This is a genomic window from Nocardioides sp. JCM 18998 (assembly GCF_055391535.1).
Window position 1 is genome coordinate 441,529 of record NZ_AP043886.1, and the last position, 23,915, is coordinate 465,443.

Consider the following 23,915-nt stretch of genomic DNA (forward strand, 5'->3'; position numbering starts at 1 on the left):
CGGATCGGGCCTTGACCTTGACGCAGCGTCAGGGTTGGAGGCTCATCCCATGACACTGCAACCCGCCCCGGGGCCGGCCATCGAGATCGCCGGGCTCACCAACTCCTTCGGCGATCACGCGGTGCTCGCCGGCGTCGACCTGAGCGTCCCCTCCGGCAGCATCTACGCCCTCCTCGGCTCCAACGGAGCCGGCAAGACCACCGCCGTACGGATCCTCGCGACCCTCCTGCGCGCCGACGGCGGCGACGCCCGCGTCGCCGGGCACGACGTCGCGACCGAGCCCGGCCGGGTGCGGGAGTCGATCAGCCTCACCGGGCAGTTCGCGGCCGTCGACGAGGTGCTCACCGGTCGCGAGAACCTCGTCCTCATCGCCCGGCTGCGCCACCTGAGCGACGCCGGAGCGATCGCCGACGACCTGCTCGACCGCTTCGACCTGGCCGAGGCGGGCGGCCGGCGGGTCGCCACCTACTCCGGTGGGATGCGCCGGCGCCTCGACATCGCGATGAGCCTCATCGGCGATCCGCCGGTGCTCTTCCTCGACGAGCCCACCACCGGGCTCGACCCGCAGGCGCGGATCGAGGTCTGGAAGACCGTGAAGGCGCTGGCCGGCCACGGCACGACCGTCCTGCTCACCACGCAGTACCTCGAGGAGGCCGAGCAGCTGGCCGACCGGATCGCGATCCTGCACGAGGGCCGGATCATCGCCGAGGGCACCCTCGCCGACCTCAAGGCGCTGCTGCCGCCGACCACCGTCGAGTACGTGGAGAAGCAGCCCACCCTCGAGCAGATCTTCCTCAGCATCATCGGCGCCGACGCCACGACCAGCACCATCACCACCACCGGGGAGCAGCAGTGAACACCATCGTCCGTCGCAGCCTGGGAGACGTCTCGGTCCTCACCCGGCGCTCGCTGCGCCACATCGTGCGCAGCCCCGACACGATCATCACCACGGCGATCACCCCTGTCGCGATGCTGCTCCTCTTCGTCTACGTCCTGGGCGGCGCGATCCAGATCGACGAAGCGGGCGGCGGCGAGAAGTACGTGGACTACCTGCTGCCCGGCATCCTGCTCATCACCGTCGCCTCCGGCATCTCCTACACCGGCTATCGACTCTTCCTCGACATGAGGTCGGGGATCGTCGAGCGCTTCCAGTCGATGCCCATCTCGCGCCCCGCGGTGCTGTGGGCGCACGTGCTCACCTCGCTGGTCGCCAACCTGATCTCGCTGGCCGTCGTCGTCGCGGTCGCGCTGGTGATGGGCTTCCGCACCGGTGCCGGAGTGCTCGCCTGGCTCGGCGTCGCCGGGATCCTCGTGCTCTTCACCCTCGCGCTGACCTGGCTGGCGGTCATCCCCGGCCTCACCGCCACGTCGGTCGACGGGGTCAGCGGCTTCTCGTACCCGCTCATCTTCCTGCCCTTCATCAGCTCCGCGTTCGTGCCGACCGCCGGGATGCCCGGACCGGTGCGGTGGTTCGCCGAACACCAGCCGGTCACCTCGATCGTGAACACCATCCGCGACCTCCTGGCCACCACTCCGGTCGGGCACGAGGGATGGCTCGCCGTGGCCTGGTGCCTGGGCATCCTGGCGATCGCGTACGCCTGGGCGATGCACATCTACCGCCGCCGGCTCGGGTGAGCATGATGTGCGCATGCTGACCATCAGCCAGCTCGCCTCGTACGCCGGCGTGAGCGTGCGCGCCGTGCGGCACTACCACGCGATCGGACTGCTGCCCGAGCCGCAGCGCGACGCCTCCGGCTACCGGCGCTACGACGCCGCGGCCGTCGTCGACCTGATCCGGATCCGGACACTCGCCGACGCCGGGGTGCCGCTCTCCCGGGTGGAGGAGCTGCTCGGCGCCGGCCAGGAGGAGTTCGCCGCCGCGACCGCGGAGATCGACCGGCGACTGCGCGCGGAGATCCGCGACCTGCAGCGCCACCGCGAGCGGATCGCCCAGCTCGCGGCCGGGGACAGCCTCGCGCTGCCGCCGGAGGCCGTCGAGTACCTCGAGGGCCTGCGCGCGATCGGCGTGCCCGAGCGGATGGTCGAGGCCGAGCGCGATGCCTGGATCCTGGTGGCGGCCCAGCTGCCCGAGCAGATGTCGTTCTTCATGGCGATGAAGCAGGCCCAGCTCGATGACGAGGGTGTGCGCGAGCTCTACCGCGATCTCGCCGACCTGATCACCTGGGCACCGGAGGACCCGCGCGTGATCGCCGTGGTCGACCGGCTGGTCGCACAGTTCGACCAGATCCCCGGCTCGGAGTGGGAGGAGGATCCCCTCCCCGACGACCTCGCCGCACTGCTGGACGGCGTCTTCCTCGACTCGGTCCCCGCGGCCCGCCGGATCCTGCGCCTGCTCGAGGACAGGGGCTGGACCGGCTGGACGAAGATCCGCCGCCTGAACCTCGCCGATTAGCAACCACTGGTTGCGCTTATCCGAACGGGCGCGTACCGTCTTATGCAACCAAGCGTTGCATGAAAGGATAGGCATGAAGAACCTGGACGACGCCGACGTCGGCACCATCGCGCGCGAGATCTACGTGGAGGCCGCCCCCGAGACGGTCTTCGACGTGATCAGCAGGCCGGAGCACGTGGCCAGCTGGTGGCCCGACACGGCGTCGTACGACGTCGAGGTCGGTGCCACCGGAGAGATCACCTTCGGCACCGGCGACGACGCGAAGGTCGTGACGCTGACGGTGATGGAGGTCGACCGCCCCCGGACGTTCTCGTTCCGGTGGGATCACGAGCGCGACATCGAGGCAGCGGACGGCAACTCGCTGTTCGTCACCTTCGCCCTCACCCCCTCGGGCACCGGCACGCTGGTGCGCTTCGCCGAGACCGGCTTCCGCGAGATGGGCTGGAGCGACGCCGTCGTGGCGACGACCTATGACGACCACGTCAGCGGCTGGAACCACTTCCTCGCGCGGCTCGCGCCGTACGCCGAACGGGTCGCGTCGTGAGCGGGACCGACGTCGATGCCGACCTCTGGTCGGCGATCGGCGACCCCACCCGGCGACAGCTGCTCGACCTCCTGCTGAGCGAGGGACCGAGCACGTCCACCGGGCTCAGCGCCCGCCTGCCCGTCACCCGGCAGGCGGTGGCCAAGCACCTCGCCGTCCTCGACCGTGCCGGGCTCGTGCACGGCGCCGAGGTGGGTCGCGAGCGCCGCTACCGGATCGAGGCGGAGCAGTTCTCCCGGGCCGTCGCGCAGGTGCGCGAGGTCGGCGAGCGATGGGACGCCCGCCTGGGCCGCCTCAAGCGCCTCGCCGAGCAGATCGAGCAGTCGAAGAAGACGACCTAGACGGAAGCTAGACAGAAGCTAGACAGAACAGAAGGAGCAGCAGCCATGGTGGACATCCTGCACAGGATCGCGGTCGAGCAGACCGCTCCGGGGAAGGTGTACGACGCGCTCACGACCCTCGAGGGCCTCAGCGGCTGGTGGACCGAGGACACCACCGGCGACCCGTCCGCCGGCGGCACCATCGCGTTCCGGTTCGGGCCTCCGGGCGGCTTCGACATGGCCGTGACCGAGGCGGTGCCCGGCACCAGCGTGACCTGGAAGGTCGTCGACGGGCCGCCGGAGTGGATCGACACGACCGTCCAGTGGCGGCTGCGTCGCGACGGAGACTGGACGATCGTGATGTTCAAGCACGAGGGCTGGGCCGAGCCGGTGGAGTTCATGCACCACTGCTCGACCAAGTGGGCGAGCTACCTGATGAGCCTCAAGGGGCTGGTCGAGACCGGCAGGGGTGCACCCGCCCCGCACGACGTACACATCGCCTATCCGGACTGAGCGGGTAGCCGGGATCCTTCCGGCGGCGGGCCTTCGGGCTCCGCGCCGCCCGAAACGGGCAGTCGCGGCGCGAGCCCGAAGGCCGCGAAGACCTCCTCGTCCAGGAAGACGGAGTTGCGGCTGATGCCCTCGCCGGACACGGCGAGGACCTGCAGGGTGTGGAGGCGGTAGCCCTCACCCGAGCGGACGTACGCCGCGAACCCCGGCTGGCCGTTGGCACCGACGGGCACCGCTCGCCAGTCCGTGCCGTTGGCGGTGTAGACCCACCCCATGAAGGCGGTGTAGCCCCCACGGCCGGTGAACCAGTTGAGCAGCGGCGGCATCTCCATCAGCACGTCCGCGGCCAGCAGCCGCTTCAGGCCCTCGACGTCGGCGGAGGTGAAGGCCCTCATGTAGCGCTCCACCACCGCCCACTGCTCCGCCTCCGGCACCGCATCGGCACCGTCGGCGGGAGCGCCGCTGGCGCTCATCGTCGCCCGGGCTCGCCGCAGGGCGCTGTTCACCGAGACCACCGTCGCGTCGATGACCTCAGCGGTCTCGGCGGCGGAGAAGTCCAGCACGTCACGCAGGATCAGCACCGCTCGCTGACGAGCGGAGAGGTGCTGCAGCGCCGCGACGAAGGCCAGTCGCAGGGTGCTGCGGTCGATCGCCGCACGGGCCGGGTCGCCCGACTCCAGCAGCGTGTCGGGCAGCGGCTGGAGCCAGGTGACCTCCCGTCCGGGGACGAACGGCGCGAGCGGCTCCGACGCCGTCACCAGGCCCGACGGCATCGGTCGCCGCGCGTCGCCCTCCCGCGCCGTGAGGCAGGCGTTGGTCGCGATCCGATACATCCAGGTGCGCAGCGAGGCCCGCGACGCGTCGTACCCGTCCCGCGCGCGCCACGCTCGCAGATAGGTCTCCTGGACCACGTCCTCGGCGTCGTGGATCGAGCCGAGCATCCGGTAGCAGTGCGCCGTCAGCTCGCGCCGGTACGGCTCGATCTGCTCGTCGAAGCCAACACTCACGGCGTCTCTCTTCAGGCGTGGGCCGGGACCTGGGCCGGGCTCTTGTGGTACGCGGCGACCGACCACTGGCCGGCGCGCCGCTCGAGGACCCAGGTCGCGTTGATCATCTGATCCTCAGGCACCTCGCCCACCCCGGCAAGCAGCACGCCGGTACGAGCGACGGCGACCGCGGCGTCCTCGCCGAGGAAGCGCAGGATCAGCGGCACGTCGACGGTCGAGCTGCCGCGCAGCGGTCCGGCGAAGGCGGCGGCCATCGAGTCGCGGATGACCTGGCGACTCCCCCGCAGCGAGCCCGGGAGGATCGCGGTGGCGTCCTCGTTGTAGTGCCGGACGAACGCGTCGGCGTCCCCGGCGCGCCAGGCCTCGTACATCTCGGCGAGCACCGCGAAGATCGCGGCCTCGTCGGCGGTGCGCGTGGTGAAGGTGGTGATGGTGTCGGTCATGGTGATCTCCTCGGGTGGGAGGCTCGGTCGAGCCCTCGGGAGTACGTACCGGCGGCGCACCCGAAACTCACCGGCCCGCGGCGGACGTCGTTCCCCGAGGCGACGCGCGGGTCGCGAGTCAGCAGCCGGCGAGCACCGAGCGCGCCCTCTCCAGCACGAGGCCGAGCACACGCTCGGTGGCCGCGACGTCCGCGGCGGGTAGTCCGTCCCAGATCGGCGCGGTGAGGTCGGCGACGCGATCGCCGAGACGCGCGAGCAGCGCCGCTCCGTCGGACGAGACCCGCTCCTCCGCCAGCAGCCCGCGCTCGGCGAGCGCCGCCACGAGCTCCGGGGCATCGGTGAAGTGGGCGCGCTCGCTCACCACGTCGGCCAGGGGCGCGCTCCCGTCGTGCTGCGCGGCGAGCCGCAGGCTCACCCACTCCGGCTCGGTCAGGCCGGCGTCCTCGATGACGACGCACAGGAGAGCGTTGAGGGTCTTCTCGGTCTCGCCGATGAGCTGGGGTCCGAAGGTGGGCATGGCATCCTCCTGATATTGATGGGTGGACCAACAATATGTGATCGTTGGTCCTCCCATCAATAGGATGCGTGCATGCCGCTCGATCGCGTGGGCCACCAGCCCACCTGGCTCCTCAGCCGTGCCAACGCCCGCGCCCAGACGATCCTGGGGACGGCGTTCGCCGAGGCCGGCGTGCGCGGCTACCACTATCGGCTGCTCGCCGCGCTCGCCCAGTACGGCGCGCTGAGCCAGGCCGAGCTGGGCCGCCGCACCGGCATCGACCGCAAGGACGTCGCCGTGGCGCTCATCGAGCTCGACGACGCCGGGGCCGTCGCGCGCACCGCCGACCCCGACGACGCCCGTCGCAAGGTCGTCGTCCTCACCTCGGCGGGCGAGCGCCGGCTGGTCGCGCTCGACGACGTGCTCGCCCGGGTCCAGGCCGAGGTGCTCGCCCCGCTGACCGAGGGCGAGCAGACGCAGCTGCGGGCCCTGCTGACCAAGCTCGGGCAGGGCTGACCGGCCCGTCACCCCTCCAGCCCCTCCCGCCGAGCGAACGCGCTTGCCTCTGACCGGTCGATGGGCGTGGACTCGGGGCATGCGCATCCTCGTCCTCGGCGGCACGGCCTGGCTCGGCGGCACCCTCGTCCGGCAGGCGCTCGACGCCGGCCACGACGTCACCTGCCTGGCGCGGGGCTCCTCGGTGCCGACCGGGGCCGAGCTGGTCCGGGCGGATCGCGACCGGCCCGGCGCGTACGACGGGCTCGCCGGTCGCACGTGGGACGGCGTCGTCGACGTCGCGCGCCAGCCGCGCCACGTCCGAGGCGCGGTGCGGGCGCTCGGCGGATCGACCCGGCGCTGGGCCTTCGTCTCGACCGGGAACGTGTACGCCTCCCACGACCGGGTCGGCGACGACGAGTCGGCGCAGCTTCTCGACCCGCTCGGGGGCGACATGGAGACCATGGAGGAGTACGGCGCCGCCAAGGTGGCCTGCGAGCAGGCCGTACTCGACGCGCTCGGCGATCGGGCGGTCATCGCCCGGGCGGGCCTGATCGGCGGTCCGGGCGACGAGAGCGGCCGCTCCACGTACTGGCCCTGGCGCTTCGCCCACCCCTCCGCGCCGACGGATGCGGTCCTGGTCCCCGACTCGTCGGTCGCGACCTCGCTCATCGACGTCCGCGACCTGGCCCGCTGGCTCGTGGAGGTCGCTTGCGGCGAGCACGGGACCGGGGCGTACGACGCGATCGCGAACCGCTGCTCCCTCGCCGAGCACCTGGACACCGCCCGCTCCGTGGCCGGCCACACCGGCCCGGTGGTCTCCGCATCCGACGGGTGGCTGGCCGAGCACGGCGTGAACGAGTGGGCGGGGCCTCGATCGCTCCCGCTGTGGCTGCACGACCCGGATTGGACCGGCTTCGGGGGCCGTCGCGGTGAGCGGATCGCGGCGGCCGGCCTGCGCCCACGGCCCCTCGCCGAGACCCTCGCGGACGCGCTGGCGTGGGAGCGCTCGCGCGGGGCCACCGGGCCGCACGGCGCCGGCCTCACCGACGACGAGGAGCGGGCGGTGCTCGACGGGCTGGGCGGGTAGGGCGTGTCGGTCCATCAAGGTATGCAGCCCAACCGGCACTTCCCACGGTGAGTTCCACACGGGAAGTGCCGGTTCGCCTGCATACCTCGACGAGCCGACACCCGCCGGAGACGACCGATGCCCCGGCCAACGGGCCGGGGCATCGGGCGAAGCGGTGGACCAGTCGACTCAGAGACCGTCGATGGCCGCGTTGAGGGTCGCCGAGGGGCGCATCACGGCCGCCGTCTGGGCGGCGTCCGGGAAGTAGTAGCCGCCGATGTCGGCCGGCTTGCCCTGCACGGCGAGGAGCTCCTCGACGATGGTCGCCTCGTTGGCCGACAGCGACTCGGCGAGCGGGCCGAACGTGGCCGCCAGGTCGGCGTCCTCGGTCTGCGCCGCGAGCTCCTGGGCCCAGTAGAGACCCAGGTAGAAGTGCGAGCCGCGGTTGTCGATCGTGCCGAGCTTGCGGCCCGGCGAGCGGTCCTCGTTGAGGAACGTGCCGGTGGCGCGGTCGAGGGTGGCGGCGAGCACCTTCGCGGCCGGGCGGCCGGCCTGCTCGGCGTACTTCTCCAGCGACGGGACGAGGGCGAAGAACTCACCCAGCGAGTCCCAGCGCAGGTAGTCCTCCTCGACGAGCTGCTGGACGTGCTTCGGGGCCGAGCCGCCGGCGCCCGTCTCGAAGAGGCCGCCACCGGCGATCAGCGGGACGATCGAGAGCATCTTCGCCGACGTGCCGACCTCGAGGATCGGGAACAGGTCGGTGTTGTAGTCGCGCAGCACGTTGCCGGTCACCGAGATGGTGTCCTCGCCGCGGCGCATCCGCTCGAGCGAGTACGCGGTCGCGAGCGACGGCGCCAGGATCTTGATGACCAGACCCTCGGTGTCGTGCTCGCTCAGGTAGACGGCAACCTTCTTGATCAGCTCGGCGTCGTGGGCACGGGTCTCGTCCAGCCAGAAGATGGCCGGGGTCTGCGAGGCGCGGGCGCGGTCGACGGCGAGCTTCACCCAGTCGCGGATCGGGACGTCCTTGGTCTGGCAGGCGCGCCAGATGTCGCCGGCCTCGACGTCGTGCTCGAGCAGCACGTCGCCGTTGGAGGCCAGCACGCGGACGGTGCCGGCGGCCGGGATCTCGAACGTCTTGTCGTGGCTGCCGTACTCCTCGGCGGCCTGGGCCATGAGGCCGACGTTCGGGACGGTGCCGATCGTGGCCGGGTCGAGCGGGCCGAACTGCTTCACGTCGTCGATGACGGTCTGGTAGACGCCGGCGTAGGACGAGTCCGGGATGACCGCGAGGGTGTCGGCCTCGCCGCCGTCGGCGCCCCACAGCTTGCCGCCGTTGCGGATCAGGGCCGGCATCGAGGCGTCGACGATGACGTCGGAGGGCACGTGCAGGTTGGTGATCCCCTTGTCGGAGTTCACGTACGACAGGCGCGGGCCCTCGGCGAGCGCCTTGTCGAAGGCCGCCTTGATCTCGGCGCCGTTGGGCAGCGCGTCGAGGCCGGCCAGGATCGCGCCGAGACCGTCGTTGGCCGAGAGGCCGGCGGCGGCCAGGTCGTCGCCGTACTGGCTGAAGACCGGCGCGAAGAAGGCCTTCACCACGTGACCGAAGACGATCGGGTCGGAGACCTTCATCATCGTGGCCTTGAGGTGCACCGAGAAGAGCACGTCCTCGGCCTTGGCCTTGGCGATGGCGTTGACCAGGAAGGCGTGCAGCTCGGCGACGGACATCTTGGTGCTGTCGACGATCTCGCCGGCCAGGACCTTGAGGCCCTCCTTGAGCACCTTGTTCTCGCCGGCCGCGGTCTCCAGCACGATCGAGAGGGTGTCGTCGGCGGCGATCGTCACCGACTTCTCGTTGGACTTGAAGTCGTGGGCGCCCATGGTGGCGACGTTGGTCTTCGAGTCGACGGCGAAGGCCTTGTTGCGGTGCGGGTGGGTCTTCGCGTAGTTCTTCACCGACAGCGGCGCGCGACGGTCCGAGTTGCCCTCGCGCAGCACCGGGTTGACCGCGGAGCCCTTGACCTTGTCGAACTTGGCGCGGATCTCCTGCGCCTCGGGGGTGGTCGCGGCGTCCGGGTAGTCGGGGATCGCGTAGCCCTTCTCCTGCAGCTCCTTGATCGCGGCCTTGAGCTGCGGGATGGAGGCGGAGATGTTGGGCAGCTTGATGATGTTGGCGGCCGGCGTCTTGGCCAGCTCGCCGAGCTCGCTCAGCGCGTCGTCGGCGAGGCCGAACTGCGCCAGGATGCGGGCGGCGACGGAGATGTCGCGGGTCTCGATCTCGACGCCCGCCTTGGCGGCGTAGGCCTCGACGATCGGGAGGAAGGAGTACGTCGCCAGCAGCGGCGCCTCGTCGGTGTAGGTGTAGATGATCTTGGCGTTGTCTTCGGCCATGGCTCCTGCTTCGACTCGGGACTCTTTCTTGACGTCAAGATACCTGACGCTCACTCGCCGACCACCTTCGCACCCTCGGGCGGCACCTCGTAAGGGCTAGAGTGCCAAAGACTCTGCAAACAGATGAGGGGGCTCGGATATGACCGCAGACACCGGCGCTGGGATCAGCACCGAAGCAGACGAGACCGCATCCGTGGTGATCCACGGGCCGGAGGAGACCACCGAGCCGACGCTGCAGCAGAAGCTCGCGGCCGAGGCCCTGGGCACCTTCATCCTGGTCCTCTTCGGCTGTGGCGCGGTGGTCTTCTCCAAGATCTTCGCCGCCCAGCGGCAGAGCCCCACCGACATCGCCTTCATCACCACCGTCGGCCTCAGCTTCGGGCTCGCGATCGTCGTCTCGGTCTACGCCTTCGGTCGGGTCTCCGGCGGCCACTTCAACCCCGCGGTCTCCGTCGGCGCGGCGATCAGCGGACGGATCGCCTGGATCACCGCCGGCTTCTACGCGGTGGCCCAGATCGTCGGCGCGATCGTCGGAGCACTGGTGCTGTGGATCGTCGCCCACGGGTACAGCGCCTACGCCTCCCACTCCGCGATCGGGATCGGGCAGAACAGCTTCGGCGGCACCGGCGGCTACAGCTGGTGGGCGGCTTTCGTGCTGGAGCTGGTCCTGACGGCGGTCTTCGTCTACGTCATCCTCGCCACCACCGACGAGCGCAACCCGTACGCCGCAGCGGCGCCGCTGGCCATCGGCCTGACGCTCACTGCGATCCACTTCGTCGCGATCCCGGCCACCGGCACCTCGGTCAACCCGGCCCGCTCGATCGGCCCGGCGCTCTTCGCCGGCGGCCACGCGATCGGCCAGCTCTGGCTCTTCATCCTCGCCCCGCTCCTCGGCGGCGCCATCGCAGGCATCACCTACCCGCAGATCTTCGGCCGGGTCAGCGACCCGGTGCCCGGCTCGGGCCTCGTGCTCCCGGTCCGCACCGCGACCGGGACGACCCCGGAGCACGCCGGCTGGGGCCAGCAGGGCTGGGGCGGCCCGGAGGCCACCGGCCCCGCGCCGGTCGCCGGCCACGCGAACGCACCGCAGGCCGACGGCGGTCAGACGGGCCAGACGGGACAGACGGGCCAAGCAACGGCGCAGTCCATCGCGGACCTCCCTGTCATCGAGCAGGACGGCTGGCGCTGGGACTACGCCGCGCAGCAGTGGCGCCCGATCGAGCAGCCCGGCCAGCCCGACTGACCCCGACTTTGCAGCAAGGCCCGTCGAGTCGGCACAAGATGCGCCGACTCGGCGGGCGTCTCGGCTACTGGCGGAGCACCTGGTGCTCCCCCGTGCTGGTGTCGATCCGGTCGACCAGGCCCTCGCCCTTCGCGTAGGTGTCCCACTGCTGCGAGCCCGGGCTGAGCGTGCTCGCCCACTCGAGCGTGACGCGCGGGGTCGCCTGCGCCACCGTGATGACGTCCTCGACGACCCCCTTCTCGTAGCCGGCGCGATAGCCGTCTCCGAGTCGCGGCGCGTGCGCCATCACCAGCCCCGCCTCGGCACCCTCCCGACCGGCCTGCCACAGGTCCGCGCGTCCGAACCACCAGACGTTCCCGCGAGTGTCCTGGGCGTAGTAGTCGGTCCACGAGACCGGGGACTGCCCCGGTCGTACGGTCTCGGTGGCGACCGCCGTGGTCGAGACGCCATCCACCTCCACCGGCTCCTCGAGGACCCGCACGGTCCGGACCGCGTCGGGGTAGCCGATCCGGCGCAGGTCGTAGGTCCAGGTGCGGCCCGGCGTCAGCGGCAGCCAGGCGTTGTCGATCCGGTCGACGAAGTCCGTCGCGCGCGGCGACGGCGTCGGGATGACGAGCTCGTCGACACCGGTCGGCGGGTACGCCACGGCACCGGTGCCGCAGGCGCTCAGCAGGAGCGCGCCGGCGAACAGACCGGCGACGACCGAGGACCTCACGGGTCGCGCGCCCCGGCTAGCCCTGCGCCGGGATGGTGCTCGCGAGCACCCACATCGCGACGCCGACGACCACCAGCAGGGTGACGTCGAACCAGCGGCCGCGGACCTCGAGCATCCCCGCGTCCCGCTCGCGCAGCAGCGCCCGCGGGATCGCAGCGGCGACGAGCGCGCCGGCGAGGATGTGCACGCCCCCGCGCCAGTGCCCCGCGCTCACCACGACCAGCGCAAGGATCGTCACGAGCAGGACCAGCAGGTAGAGCGCCCCGCCGATCGTGGAGGGGTAGCGACGAGGCTCCCCCTGCTCCTCGGCCTGCTCGTCGCACTCCTCGGCAAGCGAGAGCGGCGGCGCAGGAGCCTCGGCCGGCGCGCCCTGAGTCACCTCAGGGGTCGCTGCCGGCTGAGGCTCGGGCGTCGAGCCGTCCTCGAGAGGAGTCACAGAAGCCAAGTTACGCGTTCGCCTTCTCCGCGTTGAGGACGACGTTGGAGAGCAGCATGGCGCGCGTCATCGGGCCGACGCCGCCGGGGTTGGGCGAGACCCAGCCGGCGACGTCCCACACCGACTCGTGCAGGTCGCCGGCGATCTTGCCGTCGACGCGCGAGACGCCCACGTCGAGCAGGGCGGCGCCCGGCTTGACCATGTCGCCGGTGATGATCCCCGGTACTCCCGCGGCCGCGACGACGATGTCGGCCGTGCGGGTGTGCTCGGCCAGGTCGCGGGTGCCGGTGTGGCACAGCGTGACCGTGGCGTTCTCGCTGCGACGGGTCAGCAGCAGGCCGAGCGGGCGACCGACGGTGACGCCGCGGCCGACCACCGTGACCTCGGCGCCGTTGAGCTCGACGCCGTGGCGGCGCAGCAGCTCGACGATGCCGAACGGGGTGCACGGCAGCGGGGCGTCCTCACCGAGGACGAGCCAGCCGAGGTTGGTCGGGTGCAGGCCGTCGGCGTCCTTGGCCGGGTCGATGAGGCCCAGCACGCGGTTCTCGTCGATGCCCTTGGGGAGCGGAAGCTGGACGATGTAGCCCGTGCACGCCGGGTCCTCGTTGAGGGTCCGGACCGCGGCCTCGATCTCGTCCTGGGTGGCCGACTCCGGCAGGTCGATGCGGATGGACTCGATGCCCACCTCCGCGCAGTCCTTGTGCTTGCCGTTGACGTACCAGGTCGAGCCCGGGTCGTTGCCGACCAGGATGGTGCCGAGGCCGGGCCTGACGCCGCGCGCGTGCAGGGCCGCCACGCGCTCGCGCAGCTCCTCCTTGATCGCCTTGGCGGTCGCGGTTCCGTCGAGCTTCTGTGCAGTCACGTCGTCATCCTGTCATCGCGGTATGTGGGCGTCTCACCAGGTTTCGACACGCTCGGCCTCGGCTTCGCAAGCGCAGCCGAGCTCGCTGCTCAACCACCGACGATCGAGTCCGCTGGCGCGTCCTCGATCAGTGGAAAAAGTGCCGGGTGCCGGTGAAGTACATGGTCACGCCGGCGGCCTTGCAGGCCTCGATGGTCAGCTCGTCGCGGACCGATCCGCCGGGCTGCACGATCGCCTTGACCCGGGCGTCGATCAGGATCTGCGGGCCGTCCTCGAAGGGGAAGAACGCGTCCGAGGCGGCCACGGCACCCTCGGCGCGGGCGTCGTCGCCGGCCAGGGTGTTGGCGCGCTCGACGGCGAGCTTGCAGGAGTCGACCCGGTTGACCTGCCCCATGCCGATGCCGACCGAGCCGCCGTCCTTCGCGAGCAGGATGGCGTTCGACTTGGCCGCGCGGCAGGCCTTCCAGGCGAAGGCCAGATCGGCGAGGGTCTGCTCGTCGGCCGCCTCGCCGGTGGCGAGCGTCCAGTTGGCCGGGTCGTCGCCCTCCGCGTCGACGTGGTCGACGGTCTGCATGAGCAGGCCGCCGGAGATCGGACGGGTCTCCACCGGGGAGCCACCCTCGACCGGGGCGATCAGGATGCGGATGTTCTTCTTGCCCTGGAGGATCTCCACGGCGCCGTCCTCGTAGCCCGGAGCCACGATGACCTCGGTGAAGACCTCGGCGACCTGCCGGGCCATCTCGACCGAGACGGGGCGGTTCGCGGCGATCACGCCGCCGAACGCGGAGACCGGGTCGCAGGCGTGCGCCTTGGCGTGCGCCTCCTCGATCGTGCCGCCGACGGCGAGACCGCAGGGGTTGGCGTGCTTGATGATCGCGACGGCCGGCTCGGCGAAGTCGTTGGCTGCGCGCCGGGCCGCGTCGGTGTCGACGTAGTTGTTGTACGACATCTCCTTGCCGTGCAGCTGCTCGGCCTGCGCCAGCCCCTTCGGACCGAAGCCGTTGAGGTAGAGCGCGGCCTGCTGGTGCGGGTTCTCGCCGTAGCGGAGCACCGCGGCCTTGTCGTACGTGCCGCCGATCCAGGCGGGGAAGCCGGAGCCCTCGGAGGAGTCGGTCAGCACGGAGCCGCACCAGGACGCGACGCCCACGTCGTAGGTGGCGGTGTGGACGAACGCCTTGGCGGCGAGCACCTTGCGCTCCTCGTACGAGAAGCCCTCGCCCTGCGCGGCCTCGACCGCGCGGGCGTAGTCGGCACCGTCGGTGACGATCGCGACCGACGGGTGGTTCTTGGCCGCGGCGCGGACCATCGAGGGACCGCCGATGTCGATCTTCTCGATGATCTCCTCGACCGTGCCGCCGGCGGCGACGGTCGCGGCGAACGGGTAGAGGTTGACCACGACGAGGTCGAACGGCTCGACGCCGAGCTCGTCGAGCTGGGCGACGTGGTCGTCGAGGCGGCGGTCGGCCAGGATGCCGGCGTGGACGCGCGGATGCAGCGTCTTCACCCGGCCGTCGAGGCACTCGGGGAAGCCGGTCAGGTCCTCCACCTTGGTCACGGGCAGGCCGAGCGAGGTGATCAGCGCGGCGGAGCCGCCGGTGGAGACGAGCTCGACGCCGGCCTCGTGGAGGCCCGTGACCAGGTCGTCGAGACCGGTCTTGTCGAAGACGGACACGAGTGCCCGCTTGATCTGGATCTTGTCCTGCTGGCCGGTCATCGCAGACTCCTACGGAGGTCGAGGTAGGACGGCACCCAGGCGGACGATGCCGGTCAACACACTCCCTGGTGGTCACCCACCCGCGCCAGTCGTGTGAGGGCAGCCTACCGAGGCATCAAGCGCCGAAGCGAACCCGGCGACCCTCGACGCGGAACCCCTCGCGCGACATCCGACCGACCGTGTCCACGAGCATCGTGCGCTCGGCGACCTTGATCCGCTCGTGCAGCACCTCGACGGTGTCGTCGTCCTCCACCGGGACGGCGCTCTGGGCCACGATCGCGCCGGTGTCGACGCCCTCGTCGACGACGAAGAGCGTGCAGCCGGTGACCTTGACGCCGTACGCGAGGGCGTCGGCGGGGCCGTGCATGCCGGGGAAGCTCGGCGAGAGCGCCGGGTGGGTGTTGATCGTGCGGCCGCCGAAGCTGGCGAGGAAGGCCGGGCCGAGCAGCTTCATGAAACCGGCCGAGACGACCAGGTCGGGCTCGAAGGCGGCGACCTTGTCGGCGAGGGCCTCGTCCCAGCGGTCGCGGGAGGTGTAGTCGGCGACCTTGGCGACGAAGGTCGGGATGCCCGCCCCTTCGGCACGCTCGAGGCCGACGATCGCGTCGCGGTCGGCACCGACGGCGACGATCCTGGCGCCGTACGCCGGGTCCGCACAGGCGTCGAGCAGGGCCTGCAGGTTGGTGCCGGAACCGGAGACGAGGACGACGAGGCGAGCGGTCACGCGCCGGAGTCTAGCGACGCCCGGAGACGGCTCTCCCGCTCACCGGGACAGCCCGCGGGGTCAGGCGGACTCCTCAGCCGCGGCCAGGTGCCGGCGCTGCCACCAGGTCATCGCCGTGCCGGCCACCAGGCCACCGATGCCGAACGACGTGACCGCATGCCACAGGGTGTCGAGGGCGAGCGGACCGACGTCGGCCATCCGCCCCGGACCGACCGCCCCGCCGGCCAGGCCGGCCAGGATGCCGATCACGATGCCGGCCAGGACCCCGGCGGCCAGCCCGCGGACGGCGCCGTGCTCCCAGCGCACGGTCGGCTGCCGGCGCTGGACCAGCACCACCGCGAGCGCACCGACGAGCGGCGCGAGGACCAGCACGTACGGCGTCCAGAACGGGGTCGGGCCCTCGTCGGGCAGGGCGGCCAGCAGCGGGAACATCGGCACCGGGCCGAGTGTGACCGCCGCCGGGCTGACCAGCGTGTGCGCGCCGACGGTGAAGCCGGGACCGAGCAGGTAGGAGCTGGAGAAGAGCGCCGCGTTGGGCACCACCAGGAGCATCAGCCCGACGTAGAGGACGGCCGGGCCGGCGCCGAGGTGGAGCTGCGACATCACGTTGAGCGCGGTGTCCCCGTCCACGACCAACGCGATCGCGAACGCGAGCAGCGACAGGCCGAGCCAGAGCAGCACCAGCAGCCGTACGGTGGCGAAGGTCGAGCGGGCGATCGGGGGCATCAGCGCCAGCCAGACCGCGGCCCGTCCCGACCCGGCGGCGATGCCGCTGGCGCCGGCGCCGGCGCACAGCAGCAGCGACCAGAGCACCACCCGGCTTTCGGAGGGCGCCGTCGCCGCGGTGCCGCTGACGGCGGAGACGACCAGGGCCGTGGCGACGTACCCGATGGTGAAGAGGCCGGCGGCCGCCGGGACCGTCCAGTCCCGCTCACCATCGGCCAGGGCGTGATGGTCGGGGCCGTGCTCGGCGACCGTCTCCCCCACCCGCAGGCCGCAGCGCCACGTCACCCATGCGAAGGCGAGGGTCAGACCGAGCGGCACCGCGGTGATCCGAACGCCCTGGACCGCGATCCCCGAGCCGTGGCCGGCGAGCCAGCCGAGGGCGCCGACCCGCAGCGCGCCGCTCGGAGAGCCGTGCGCGCCGGCGTCGGTGAGGAACCAGCCGACCACGCCCACCACCAGGCAGGCCGCCAGCGTCACCGCCGCGGCCGCGATCCCACCGAAGGTCGCCACCAGGGCCAACGGGCGGCGCAACCGGAGATCGGCGCGCAGCTCGGCGTCGGTGCGGCGGCGGACGGAAGTGAGCGAGGAGGACATCGGGACCATCCTCACCCCGGGCCCGTGGCCGTCCGGGGAGGACGCGCCGCTGGACCTGCTCGCGATGGGGAGAGGTCACCTCCCCACGGCTAACCTGTCGATGCCCATGAGTACCAAGCAGCAGCACGCCGACGACTTCGAGACGTTCTACAAGGACGTCCGCAGCCGCCTGTTGCTGCAGACCTGGGCGCTCACCGGCGACCTGACCGCGGGCCGCAAGGCCGTCCAGGACGCGCTGGTCATCGCATGGCACCACTGGCGCAAGGTCGGCCGGCTCAGCCCGGCCGAGCGCGAGGACTGGGCCCGCCCGGTCGCGTGGCGCTACGCACAGCGCCGGCACTCGGTGCCGCACTTCCACCGCTCCCAGGACGGGGACGAGGAGGCGCAGGCGACGCTCGAGGCGCTGCGCCAGCTCCCGCTCGAGGAGCGCAAGGTCCTGCTGCTGGCCCACCTGACCACGATCAGCGAGGACGCCCTCGCCCGCGAGGTCGGCATCACCCAGCTCCGCGCCGCCCAGGTGCTCCAGAACGCCACCCGCGACTTCAGCCTGGCCCGCAGCGCGCTGCCGACCGAGGTGCTGCCCTGCTTCGCGTCGATGGCCGTCACCGTCGAGGCGACGCGCTGGCCGCGGCCCACGATCCTCACCCGAGCGGGCTCCGCCCGCCGCCGTACGCACACCGTCGCCGGGGCGGCGCTCGCGGTCGCGGCGTTCGTCGGCTCCGGGTTCGCGGTCACCGACGCGGCCGGAGACCGGCCCAGCCTGGCGAGCCTGTCGCTGCACCACCGGCCCGATGCCAGCGCGAGTCCCATCGGCTACGACCTCGCCGCGGACACCCTCGTCGACGAGGCCCAGGTCGGCGCCGCGTTCGGTGGCACCTGGACCGCCACCATGACCTCCGACGACCGCAGCAGCGCGGTCCAGCTCCCCTGCCAGCGCACCGCGCTCTCCGACCCGCGCGCGCTCGCGGTGGTCGGGCGCACCTTCGTCGGCGCCAAGGAGACCATCACCGCGATGCAGAGCACGCTGGCCTCGGCCACGACCTCCGCCGCGGAGTCGGCCTACACCAAGACCCTCGGCTGGTACGGCGGTTGCAGCGACAGTCGGGTGCAGCTGCTCGCGACCAAGACGGTGACCGGGGTCGGCGACCAGGCCAGCGTCCTGCTGCTGCGGGACTGGACGGCGCCGCAGCGCACGATCGCGGTGGGCGTCGCCCGTACGGGCGTCCTGACGACCGCCGTCGCCGGCCGGCTGCCGGTCGCGGCGACCAAGCACGCCACGAAGCCGGCCGACGACCCGGCTCTCGCCGGGGTGACGACGCTGCTCAGCGACGCCGTCCAGGGTCTGTGCGGCCAGGACGACGCCGGCGCCTGCATCACCGCGCCCGCCAGCAGCACGGCCCCGCCGCCGCCCGCCGGCGCGGCGCCGGCGCTGATCAACGAGGTCGACCTGCCGCCCGTGACAGGGGTCGACGAGCCCTGGGTCGGCACGGCGGCCACCCGTGCGACGACCAACACCGCAGCCACCCGCTGCGACAATGCCACCTTCACCGGGCCCGGGATCACCAACGCGCTCACCCGCTCCTTCGTCATCCCGACCGCGAAGGGCCTGGCCCCACAGTTCGGCCTGACCGAGACGATCGGCGACTTCAGCAAGCCACACGCGGCGAGCGAGTTCGTCGACCAGATCCGCGACAAGCTGGCGACGTGCGACACCCGCGAGCGCGGCAGCCATGTCACCAAGCTGAGCTCGACCTCGTCGGCCGACGGCGACGTCACCGCGTGGCGGGTCCAGGTGGAGACCTCCAAGGACGCCACCGGCGCGTCGGTGACCTACCTGATGGCGATCGTGCGGACCGGTGCCGGCGTCGCCCAGGTCGGCTTCGTCCCGTCGGGCAAGGTCACCATGACCGACAGCGACTTCACCGCCCTCGCCCAGCGCGCGGCCGACCGGCTGACGTACCTGAAATAGGTCTGCAACCGGGCTGTGCGCCCGGGCGTATCTCTGCTGGAATCACTTCGCAGAGAGAAGGAACACGCCATGGACTCTTCCGAGTTCGACGAGTTCTACACCGCGACCTATGCCCGCGTCGTCACGCAGGTCTACGCCATGGTGGGGAGCCGCGACGAGGCTGAGGAGTGCGTCCAGGAGGCCTATGTCCGGGCCTGGTCGCATCGTCGGAAACTGAGCTCCGACCTCCACCCCGAGGCCTGGGTACGCACCACCGCGTACCGCCTCGCCGTGAGCCGCTGGCGCCGGGTGGCACGGGGGCGCCGGCCCAGCGACCGGGCGCTCGGCGCCCCCGTGAGCACCCCGGCGCCGTCCGAGGCCCACGTCGCCCTGATCGCCGCGCTGCGGCAGCTGCCCGAGGCGCAGCGGCGCGCGGTCGTGCTGCACCACCTCGCCGACCTGTCCGTCGCCGACGTCGCCCGCGAGACCGGCGCCCCGGACGGCACCGTGAAGGCCCGGCTGAGCCGCGGTCGCGCCGCCCTCGCCGCGCTGCTGACCGAGTCGTCCGACTCCCCCGCCCCTTCCTCGCGCCCGGAGGCCCGCCATGCGTGACCAGCTCTTCGACTCCCTGACCGACGACGTCGTCGCCCGTCCCCTGCCCGCGGCTGAGGTACGCCGTCTCGGCGACCGTCTCCGCCACCGCCGGCAGACCGCGCTCGGTGTCGCCGGGCTGGCCGTGATCGCGGCCATCGTCGTACCGGTCGCGCTGACCCACAGCTCCTCGAACCGCTCGCTGCCGCCGGCCACACCCTCGCCGACCCCGGTCACCACGGTGCCGGCCGACTTCCCACTCGCCGACGGCCTGCCGCGGCGCGACGGCCGCACGCATCAGCGGCTCGCCGCGAGGCCGCTGACCACCGAGCAGGACAAGGCCTGCGGCACGGTCCTGTGGAGCGCCGTGACGCCGCAGCTCACGACCGGTGGTGCCACCGTCACGTACGACAACGGCTCCGAGGCCGGTCTCTCACGCAGCCTGGCGCTCTACGCGAGCGCCACTCAGGCCCGCACCGTGGTCGACTACATCCTCGGGACGCTCGCGACCTGCCCGAGCGCCGTCGCCGATGGCGGCCAGGTCGAGCGGGTGACCGCCTCATCCTCCGGCGCTCCGGGAGATGCGTGGGTGATCCGCTGGACCGACGCGCAGGGCCACTTCACCGGCGAGGGCTCGGTCAGCAGCGTGATCCGGGTGGGCAACGCCGTGCTGCTCGACGGGGCCTCGTTCGGGGGCGCGGGCGACGACGCCGTGGTCCAGCAGGAGGTCGACCGGCTCGCCGACCACGCGGCCGGGGTGGTCGCCGCGATGAGGCGGACGTTCGGCGACTGAGCAGCCCCGGGATGCGCAGAGCGCCCCGGCCATCGGCCGGGGCGCTCTGCTCGTACTGGTTGATCCGGATGGATCAGCGCGCGTTGAGGATCTCGCGCGCGAGAGCGGCGGTCTCGGACGGCGTCTTGCCGACCTTCACGCCGACGGCCTCGAGGGCCTCCTTCTTGGCTGCGGCGGTGCCGGCGGAGCCGGACACGATCGCACCCGCGTGACCCATCGTCTTGCCCTCGGGGGCGGTGAAGCCCGCGACGTAGCCGACGACCGGCTTGGTGATGTTCTCCTTGATGTACGCGGCAGCACGCTCCTCGGCGTCGCCGCCGATCTCGCCGATCATCACGATGACCTCGGTCTCCGGGTCGTCCTGGAACGCCTGGAGCGCGTCGATGTGGGTGGTGCCCACGATCGGGTCGCCGCCGATGCCGATGGCGGTGGAGAAGCCGAAGTCCTTCAGCTCGTACATCATCTGGTAGGTCAGGGTGCCCGACTTCGAGACGAGACCCACCGGACCCTTGCCGGTGATGGTGTGCGGCGTGATGCCGGCCAGCGACTCACCCGGGGTGATGATGCCGGGGCAGTTCGGACCGATCATGCGGGTCTTCTTGCCCTGCAGGTACGACCAGACCTCGGCCGTGTCCTGCACCGGGACACCCTCGGTGATCACGACGAGTAGCGGGATCTCGGCGTCGACCGCCTCGATGCACGCGTCCTTGGTGAACGCCGGCGGCACGAACGCGACCGAGACGTCGGCGCCGGTCGCGGCCATCGCCTCGGCGACGGTCGCGAAGACGGGCAGCTCGACGTCGTTGCCGTCGTGGTCCTTGTGGGTGACGGTGGTGCCCGCCTTGCGAGCGTTGACACCGCCGACGATCTGGGCGCCCGAGTCGACCATCAGGGCGGTGTGCTTCGCACCCATGCCGCCCGTGATGCCCTGGACGATGATCTTGCTGTCCTTGTTGAGGTAGATGCTCACTGTTTTATCTCTCAGTCCCTCAGGCGTTCGCCAGCTCGGCGGCCTTGTCGGCGCCGCCGTCCATGGTGTCGACAACGGTCACGAGCGGGTGGTTCAGCTCGTTGAGGATCTGGCGGCCGAGCTCGACGTTGTTGCCGTCGAGGCGGACGACCAGCGGCTTGGTGGCGTTGTCGCCGAGGATCTCGAGCGCGCCCTTGATGCCGTTGGCGACCTCGTCGCACGCGGTGATGCCGCCGAAGACGTTGACGAAGACCGACTTGACCTGCTCGTCGTTGAGGATGACGTCGAGGCCGTTGGCCATCACCTGGGCGTTGGCGCCGCCGCCGATGTCGAGGAAGTTGGCCGGCTTCACGCCGCCGTGGTTCTCACCGGCGTACGCGACGACGTCGAGCGTCGACATGACGAGACCGGCACCGTTGCCGATGATCCCGACCTGGCCGTCGAGCTTGACGTAGTTGAGGCCGAGGTCCTTGGCCTTCGCCTCGAGCGGGTCGGCCTCCTCGCGGATCTCGAAGGCCTCGTGCTCCGGGTGGCGTACCTCGGAGGCGTTCTCGTCGAGCGAGACCTTGCCGTCGAGGGCCTCCAGCTTGTCGCCCTCGAGGCGGGCCAGCGGGTTGACCTCGACGAGGGTGGCGTCCTCCTCGACGAACGTCTTGTAGAGGGCCTGGATCATCTCCACGGCCTGCTCGAAGACGGCCTCGGGGAACTTGGCCTCGGTCGCGATCTCGCGAGCCTTCGCCTCGTCGACGCCCTGGCCCGGGTCGATGCCGATCTGCTTCACGGCGTCGGGGTTGGTCTTCGCGACCTCCTCGATCTCGACACCACCCTCGACGGACGCGATGCAGAGGTAGCGCCGGTTCGACCGGTCGAGCAGGAAGGAGAAGTAGTACTCCTCCACCGGAGGGGTGGCCGGAGTCACGAGGACGCGGTTGACCCGCAGACCCTTGATCTCCATGCCCAGGATGTTGCTGGCGTGCTCGAAGGCCTCATCAGCGGTCTTGGCAAGCTTGACGCCGCCGGCCTTGCCACGGCCACCGGCCTTGACCTGAGCCTTGATGACGGTCACGCCGCCGATCTGCTCGGCGGCGGCCTTCGCGTCCTCGGCGGTCTCGACGACCACACCCAGGGTGGTCGCGACGCCGTGCTTGGCGAAGAGCTCCTTCGCCTGGTACTCCATCAGATCCACTGATCCACCAGTCTCTATCAGGGTTGGTTCGAGTCGCGGGCGCAGCACGGCCCGGCGGGCTCGGGGATGTCCTCGACGCACCCTAGACCGGCAGGGCTGCCGCCGACGAGGGGCGGGGTCGGGTTCGTGACGCACGCCATAGTGGCGAGGACCGGTGGTTCTGCCGTGCGGAATCTCTGAGGACCCATCCGGAAAACGATTAACCATCACGAGCGCATGGCCGATACGGACAAGGAAGAGCATGCTTCGGCCCGGTTGTGGAAGGCCCTAGGGAGTCGGCTACAGTCGGGTCGCCGTCTGAACCCCGAGCAGCGGAGCGATGAACACATGGGTAAGCGCCGAGCGGATGTCGCCGTCGACAGCCAACCGTCGGAGGCGACCCCGGAAGTCGGCTCGTACGTAGGCAAGCGCCGCGCCGCACCGGTCACCGAGGCGCCGATCGCGGCCCCCGTCGAGACCGCCCCGCCCGCCCCGTACGTAGGCAGGCGCCGCGCCGCCGCCGAAGAGCCGGTCACCGCGCCCGCCGTCGAGCAGGCTCCGGTCCTCGTCGCGATCCGCCGGGACGACCCGGCCCTCGACATGCCGGAGCCGCGTCCCGCTTCCGACGTCGTCGCCGCCGACGTCGCCGCGGTAGCGGTCGCCATCGAGGAGCCCGACACGATCTGGCGCGACCTGCGGATCGACACCGGCTCCCTGCCGCCCTTCGAGGAGACCGCGGCCTACGCCACCGACTTCAGCGCCGAGACCACGACGCACCTGCCCGTCATCGGCACGGGCAAGCGTCGCGCCCGCTCCGGCGCCGCCGCCCCGGCCAACCCGCTGATCAAGCGGCTGCCGTCCCTGCCCCTCACCCTCGGCGTCGCCTCCCTGGCGATCGCCGTCGGCGGCGCGATCACCGCGGCCCACGCCCCCAGCCACACCGACAGCTCCGCGTTCGTCGCCGCCAGCGCACTCGCCGGCGCCAGCGACGTCGGCCAGGTCGGCGGGCGCAGCGAGAGCGTCTCGCGCAGCAGCGACCGTACGGAGCTCGTCGACCAGGCCGCCAAGGACGCTGCCGAGCGCGCCGCGGCCCTGAAGAACATCAACGCGCAGGCCACCGGTGTCGACCACTGGAAGGCCGCCAACCTGTGGGCCCTCCCCGTCCAGGCCGGCGTCTACCACCTGACCGGCCGCTTCGACGACGTCAGCGGCCTGTGGGCCAGTGTCCACACCGGCCTGGACTTCGCCGCCGACACGGGCACCCCGATCCACGCGGTCGCGGGCGGTGTGATCACCGAGACCGGCTGGGCCGGGGCGTACGGCCAGCGCACCATCGAGACGCTGCCCGACGGCACCGAGATCTGGTACTGCCACCAGAACGAGTTCGGCGTCACCACGGGCGAGAACGTCTCCGAGGACCAGGTCATCGGCTACGTCGGCTCCACCGGCAACACCACCGGCCCGCACGTGCACATCGAGGTCCGCCCCGGCGGCGGCGACCCGGTCGACCCGGACACGGCCCTCAAGGCCCACGGCATCGACCCCGACGCCAACCAGTAGCCGACTCGGCCTCCTTACATCTGCGGAGGCCCCTCGGCACAGGTCGGGTTGCCGCTCCGTCGTCGGCGGCCCGCCGGATCGTCAGCGCACCGGGGTGCGCCGCGCCGTGTCGGCCCGGGCGCACGCGCAGCGGGGACACGCCCGACGATCCCTTCCGTACGGGTCGCGTCGAGCGCCGTCGGGCGG

The 23,915-nt window shown here is 71.6% G+C and carries 25 protein-coding genes and 1 riboswitch; of the genes, 13 read left to right on the plus strand and 12 right to left on the minus strand.

Annotated elements, in window-relative coordinates:
* Positions 1-49: 49 nt before the first annotated feature.
* The 6 genes from ACZ5L9_RS02095 to ACZ5L9_RS02120 all read left to right on the plus strand — a co-directional run bounded on the left by ACZ5L9_RS02095 (position 50) and on the right by ACZ5L9_RS02120 (position 3,790).
* A complete protein-coding gene (locus tag ACZ5L9_RS02095; protein WP_464533163.1) occupies positions 50-856 on the plus strand; it encodes an ABC transporter ATP-binding protein in 807 nt (268 codons plus the stop codon).
* Positions 853-1,635, plus strand: a complete 783-nt coding sequence (locus ACZ5L9_RS02100) for an ABC transporter permease (RefSeq protein ID WP_464533165.1) — start codon at positions 853-855, stop codon at positions 1,633-1,635. The genes ACZ5L9_RS02095 and ACZ5L9_RS02100 overlap by 4 nt, the downstream gene beginning before the upstream one ends.
* A gap of 13 nt (positions 1,636-1,648) precedes the next feature.
* On the plus strand, positions 1,649-2,413 hold the full coding sequence (locus ACZ5L9_RS02105; protein ID WP_464533169.1) for a helix-turn-helix domain-containing protein: 765 nt from the start codon (positions 1,649-1,651) through the stop codon (positions 2,411-2,413).
* Positions 2,414-2,486: 73 nt separating this feature from the next.
* Positions 2,487-2,957 (plus strand): SRPBCC domain-containing protein, encoded by a 471-nt coding sequence (locus tag ACZ5L9_RS02110; RefSeq protein WP_464533173.1) that lies wholly within the window; start codon positions 2,487-2,489, stop codon positions 2,955-2,957.
* The gene (locus tag ACZ5L9_RS02115) at positions 2,954-3,298 is read left to right on the plus strand and encodes an ArsR/SmtB family transcription factor (RefSeq protein WP_464533176.1); all 345 of its coding nucleotides are present in this window, start codon (positions 2,954-2,956) and stop codon (positions 3,296-3,298) included. Before ACZ5L9_RS02110 ends, ACZ5L9_RS02115 begins: the two co-directional genes overlap by 4 nt.
* Before the next feature lie 45 nt (positions 3,299-3,343).
* Complete coding sequence (locus tag ACZ5L9_RS02120) at positions 3,344-3,790, plus strand: SRPBCC family protein (protein WP_464533178.1); 447 nt, start codon at positions 3,344-3,346, stop codon at positions 3,788-3,790.
* Here ACZ5L9_RS02120 and ACZ5L9_RS02125 read toward each other — a convergent pair.
* The 3 genes from ACZ5L9_RS02125 to ACZ5L9_RS02135 form a co-directional block, all read right to left on the minus strand.
* Positions 3,778-4,794, minus strand: coding sequence for a sigma-70 family RNA polymerase sigma factor (locus ACZ5L9_RS02125; protein ID WP_464533179.1), 1,017 nt, complete (start codon positions 4,792-4,794; stop codon positions 3,778-3,780). The two genes, ACZ5L9_RS02120 and ACZ5L9_RS02125, sit on opposite strands and share 13 nt — an antisense overlap.
* Positions 4,795-4,805: 11 nt before the next feature.
* Positions 4,806-5,237: an SgcJ/EcaC family oxidoreductase gene (locus tag ACZ5L9_RS02130; RefSeq protein WP_464533180.1), complete on the minus strand. Its 432-nt coding sequence runs from the start codon at positions 5,235-5,237 to the stop codon at positions 4,806-4,808.
* 118 nt (positions 5,238-5,355) lie between these two features.
* Positions 5,356-5,754, minus strand: coding sequence for a hypothetical protein (locus ACZ5L9_RS02135; protein WP_464533184.1), 399 nt, complete (start codon positions 5,752-5,754; stop codon positions 5,356-5,358).
* Positions 5,755-5,826: 72 nt separating this feature from the next.
* Here ACZ5L9_RS02135 and ACZ5L9_RS02140 point away from each other — a divergent pair, with 72 nt between their 5' ends.
* Complete coding sequence (locus tag ACZ5L9_RS02140; protein ID WP_464533188.1) at positions 5,827-6,249, plus strand: MarR family winged helix-turn-helix transcriptional regulator; 423 nt, start codon at positions 5,827-5,829, stop codon at positions 6,247-6,249.
* Positions 6,250-6,328: 79 nt separating this feature from the next.
* Positions 6,329-7,318 carry an NAD-dependent epimerase/dehydratase family protein gene (locus ACZ5L9_RS02145; protein ID WP_464533190.1) on the plus strand — a complete coding sequence of 330 codons (990 nt, stop codon included), beginning with the start codon at positions 6,329-6,331 and terminating at the stop codon, positions 7,316-7,318.
* 168 nt (positions 7,319-7,486) lie between these two features.
* Here ACZ5L9_RS02145 and ACZ5L9_RS02150 read toward each other — a convergent pair whose 3' ends face one another.
* Positions 7,487-9,688: an NADP-dependent isocitrate dehydrogenase gene (locus tag ACZ5L9_RS02150; protein ID WP_464533193.1), complete on the minus strand. Its 2,202-nt coding sequence runs from the start codon at positions 9,686-9,688 to the stop codon at positions 7,487-7,489.
* Between the two features lie 139 nt (positions 9,689-9,827).
* Between ACZ5L9_RS02150 and ACZ5L9_RS02155 the strand changes: the two genes are divergently transcribed.
* The gene (locus ACZ5L9_RS02155; protein ID WP_464533198.1) at positions 9,828-10,931 is read left to right on the plus strand and encodes an MIP/aquaporin family protein; all 1,104 of its coding nucleotides are present in this window, start codon (positions 9,828-9,830) and stop codon (positions 10,929-10,931) included.
* 64 nt (positions 10,932-10,995) lie between these two features.
* Here ACZ5L9_RS02155 and ACZ5L9_RS02160 read toward each other — a convergent pair whose 3' ends face one another.
* The 6 genes from ACZ5L9_RS02160 to ACZ5L9_RS02185 all read right to left on the minus strand — a co-directional run bounded on the left by ACZ5L9_RS02160 (position 10,996) and on the right by ACZ5L9_RS02185 (position 16,702).
* Positions 10,996-11,646, minus strand: coding sequence for a hypothetical protein (locus ACZ5L9_RS02160; RefSeq protein WP_464533201.1), 651 nt, complete (start codon positions 11,644-11,646; stop codon positions 10,996-10,998).
* 16 nt (positions 11,647-11,662) lie between these two features.
* Positions 11,663-12,082 (minus strand): DUF3017 domain-containing protein, encoded by a 420-nt coding sequence (locus ACZ5L9_RS02165; RefSeq protein WP_464533204.1) that lies wholly within the window; start codon positions 12,080-12,082, stop codon positions 11,663-11,665.
* Positions 12,083-12,092: 10 nt separating this feature from the next.
* Positions 12,093-12,944, minus strand: coding sequence for a bifunctional methylenetetrahydrofolate dehydrogenase/methenyltetrahydrofolate cyclohydrolase (locus ACZ5L9_RS02170; RefSeq protein ID WP_464533206.1), 852 nt, complete (start codon positions 12,942-12,944; stop codon positions 12,093-12,095).
* Positions 12,945-13,071: 127 nt separating this feature from the next.
* Positions 13,072-14,658 carry a bifunctional phosphoribosylaminoimidazolecarboxamide formyltransferase/IMP cyclohydrolase gene (purH, locus tag ACZ5L9_RS02175; protein WP_464533210.1) on the minus strand — a complete coding sequence of 529 codons (1,587 nt, stop codon included), beginning with the start codon at positions 14,656-14,658 and terminating at the stop codon, positions 13,072-13,074.
* A 26-nt stretch (positions 14,659-14,684) separates the two neighbouring features.
* Positions 14,685-14,761: riboswitch (ZMP/ZTP riboswitch) on the minus strand.
* Between the two features lie 12 nt (positions 14,762-14,773).
* A complete protein-coding gene (gene purN / locus ACZ5L9_RS02180) occupies positions 14,774-15,382 on the minus strand; it encodes a phosphoribosylglycinamide formyltransferase (protein ID WP_464533214.1) in 609 nt (202 codons plus the stop codon).
* Between the two features lie 60 nt (positions 15,383-15,442).
* The gene (locus ACZ5L9_RS02185) at positions 15,443-16,702 is read right to left on the minus strand and encodes a cell division protein PerM (protein ID WP_464533218.1); all 1,260 of its coding nucleotides are present in this window, start codon (positions 16,700-16,702) and stop codon (positions 15,443-15,445) included.
* 106 nt (positions 16,703-16,808) lie between these two features.
* On the opposite strand from ACZ5L9_RS02185, the gene ACZ5L9_RS02190 reads away from it, so the two are divergent.
* From ACZ5L9_RS02190 to ACZ5L9_RS02200, 3 genes are all read left to right on the plus strand, one after another.
* The gene (locus ACZ5L9_RS02190; RefSeq protein WP_464533222.1) at positions 16,809-18,671 is read left to right on the plus strand and encodes a SigE family RNA polymerase sigma factor; all 1,863 of its coding nucleotides are present in this window, start codon (positions 16,809-16,811) and stop codon (positions 18,669-18,671) included.
* 69 nt (positions 18,672-18,740) lie between these two features.
* A complete protein-coding gene (locus ACZ5L9_RS02195) occupies positions 18,741-19,262 on the plus strand; it encodes a SigE family RNA polymerase sigma factor (protein WP_464533224.1) in 522 nt (173 codons plus the stop codon).
* On the plus strand, positions 19,255-20,034 hold the full coding sequence (locus ACZ5L9_RS02200) for a hypothetical protein (protein WP_464533226.1): 780 nt from the start codon (positions 19,255-19,257) through the stop codon (positions 20,032-20,034). Before ACZ5L9_RS02195 ends, ACZ5L9_RS02200 begins: the two co-directional genes overlap by 8 nt.
* Before the next feature lie 73 nt (positions 20,035-20,107).
* On the opposite strand, the gene sucD is transcribed toward ACZ5L9_RS02200, so the two are convergent.
* Positions 20,108-21,004, minus strand: coding sequence for a succinate--CoA ligase subunit alpha (gene sucD, locus ACZ5L9_RS02205; protein WP_464533229.1), 897 nt, complete (start codon positions 21,002-21,004; stop codon positions 20,108-20,110).
* A 19-nt stretch (positions 21,005-21,023) separates the two neighbouring features.
* The gene (gene sucC / locus ACZ5L9_RS02210) at positions 21,024-22,190 is read right to left on the minus strand and encodes an ADP-forming succinate--CoA ligase subunit beta (protein WP_464533232.1); all 1,167 of its coding nucleotides are present in this window, start codon (positions 22,188-22,190) and stop codon (positions 21,024-21,026) included.
* Positions 22,191-22,517: 327 nt separating this feature from the next.
* Between sucC and ACZ5L9_RS02215 the strand changes: the two genes are divergently transcribed.
* Positions 22,518-23,729 carry a M23 family metallopeptidase gene (locus ACZ5L9_RS02215; protein WP_464533234.1) on the plus strand — a complete coding sequence of 404 codons (1,212 nt, stop codon included), beginning with the start codon at positions 22,518-22,520 and terminating at the stop codon, positions 23,727-23,729.
* Positions 23,730-23,915 lie beyond the last annotated feature (186 nt).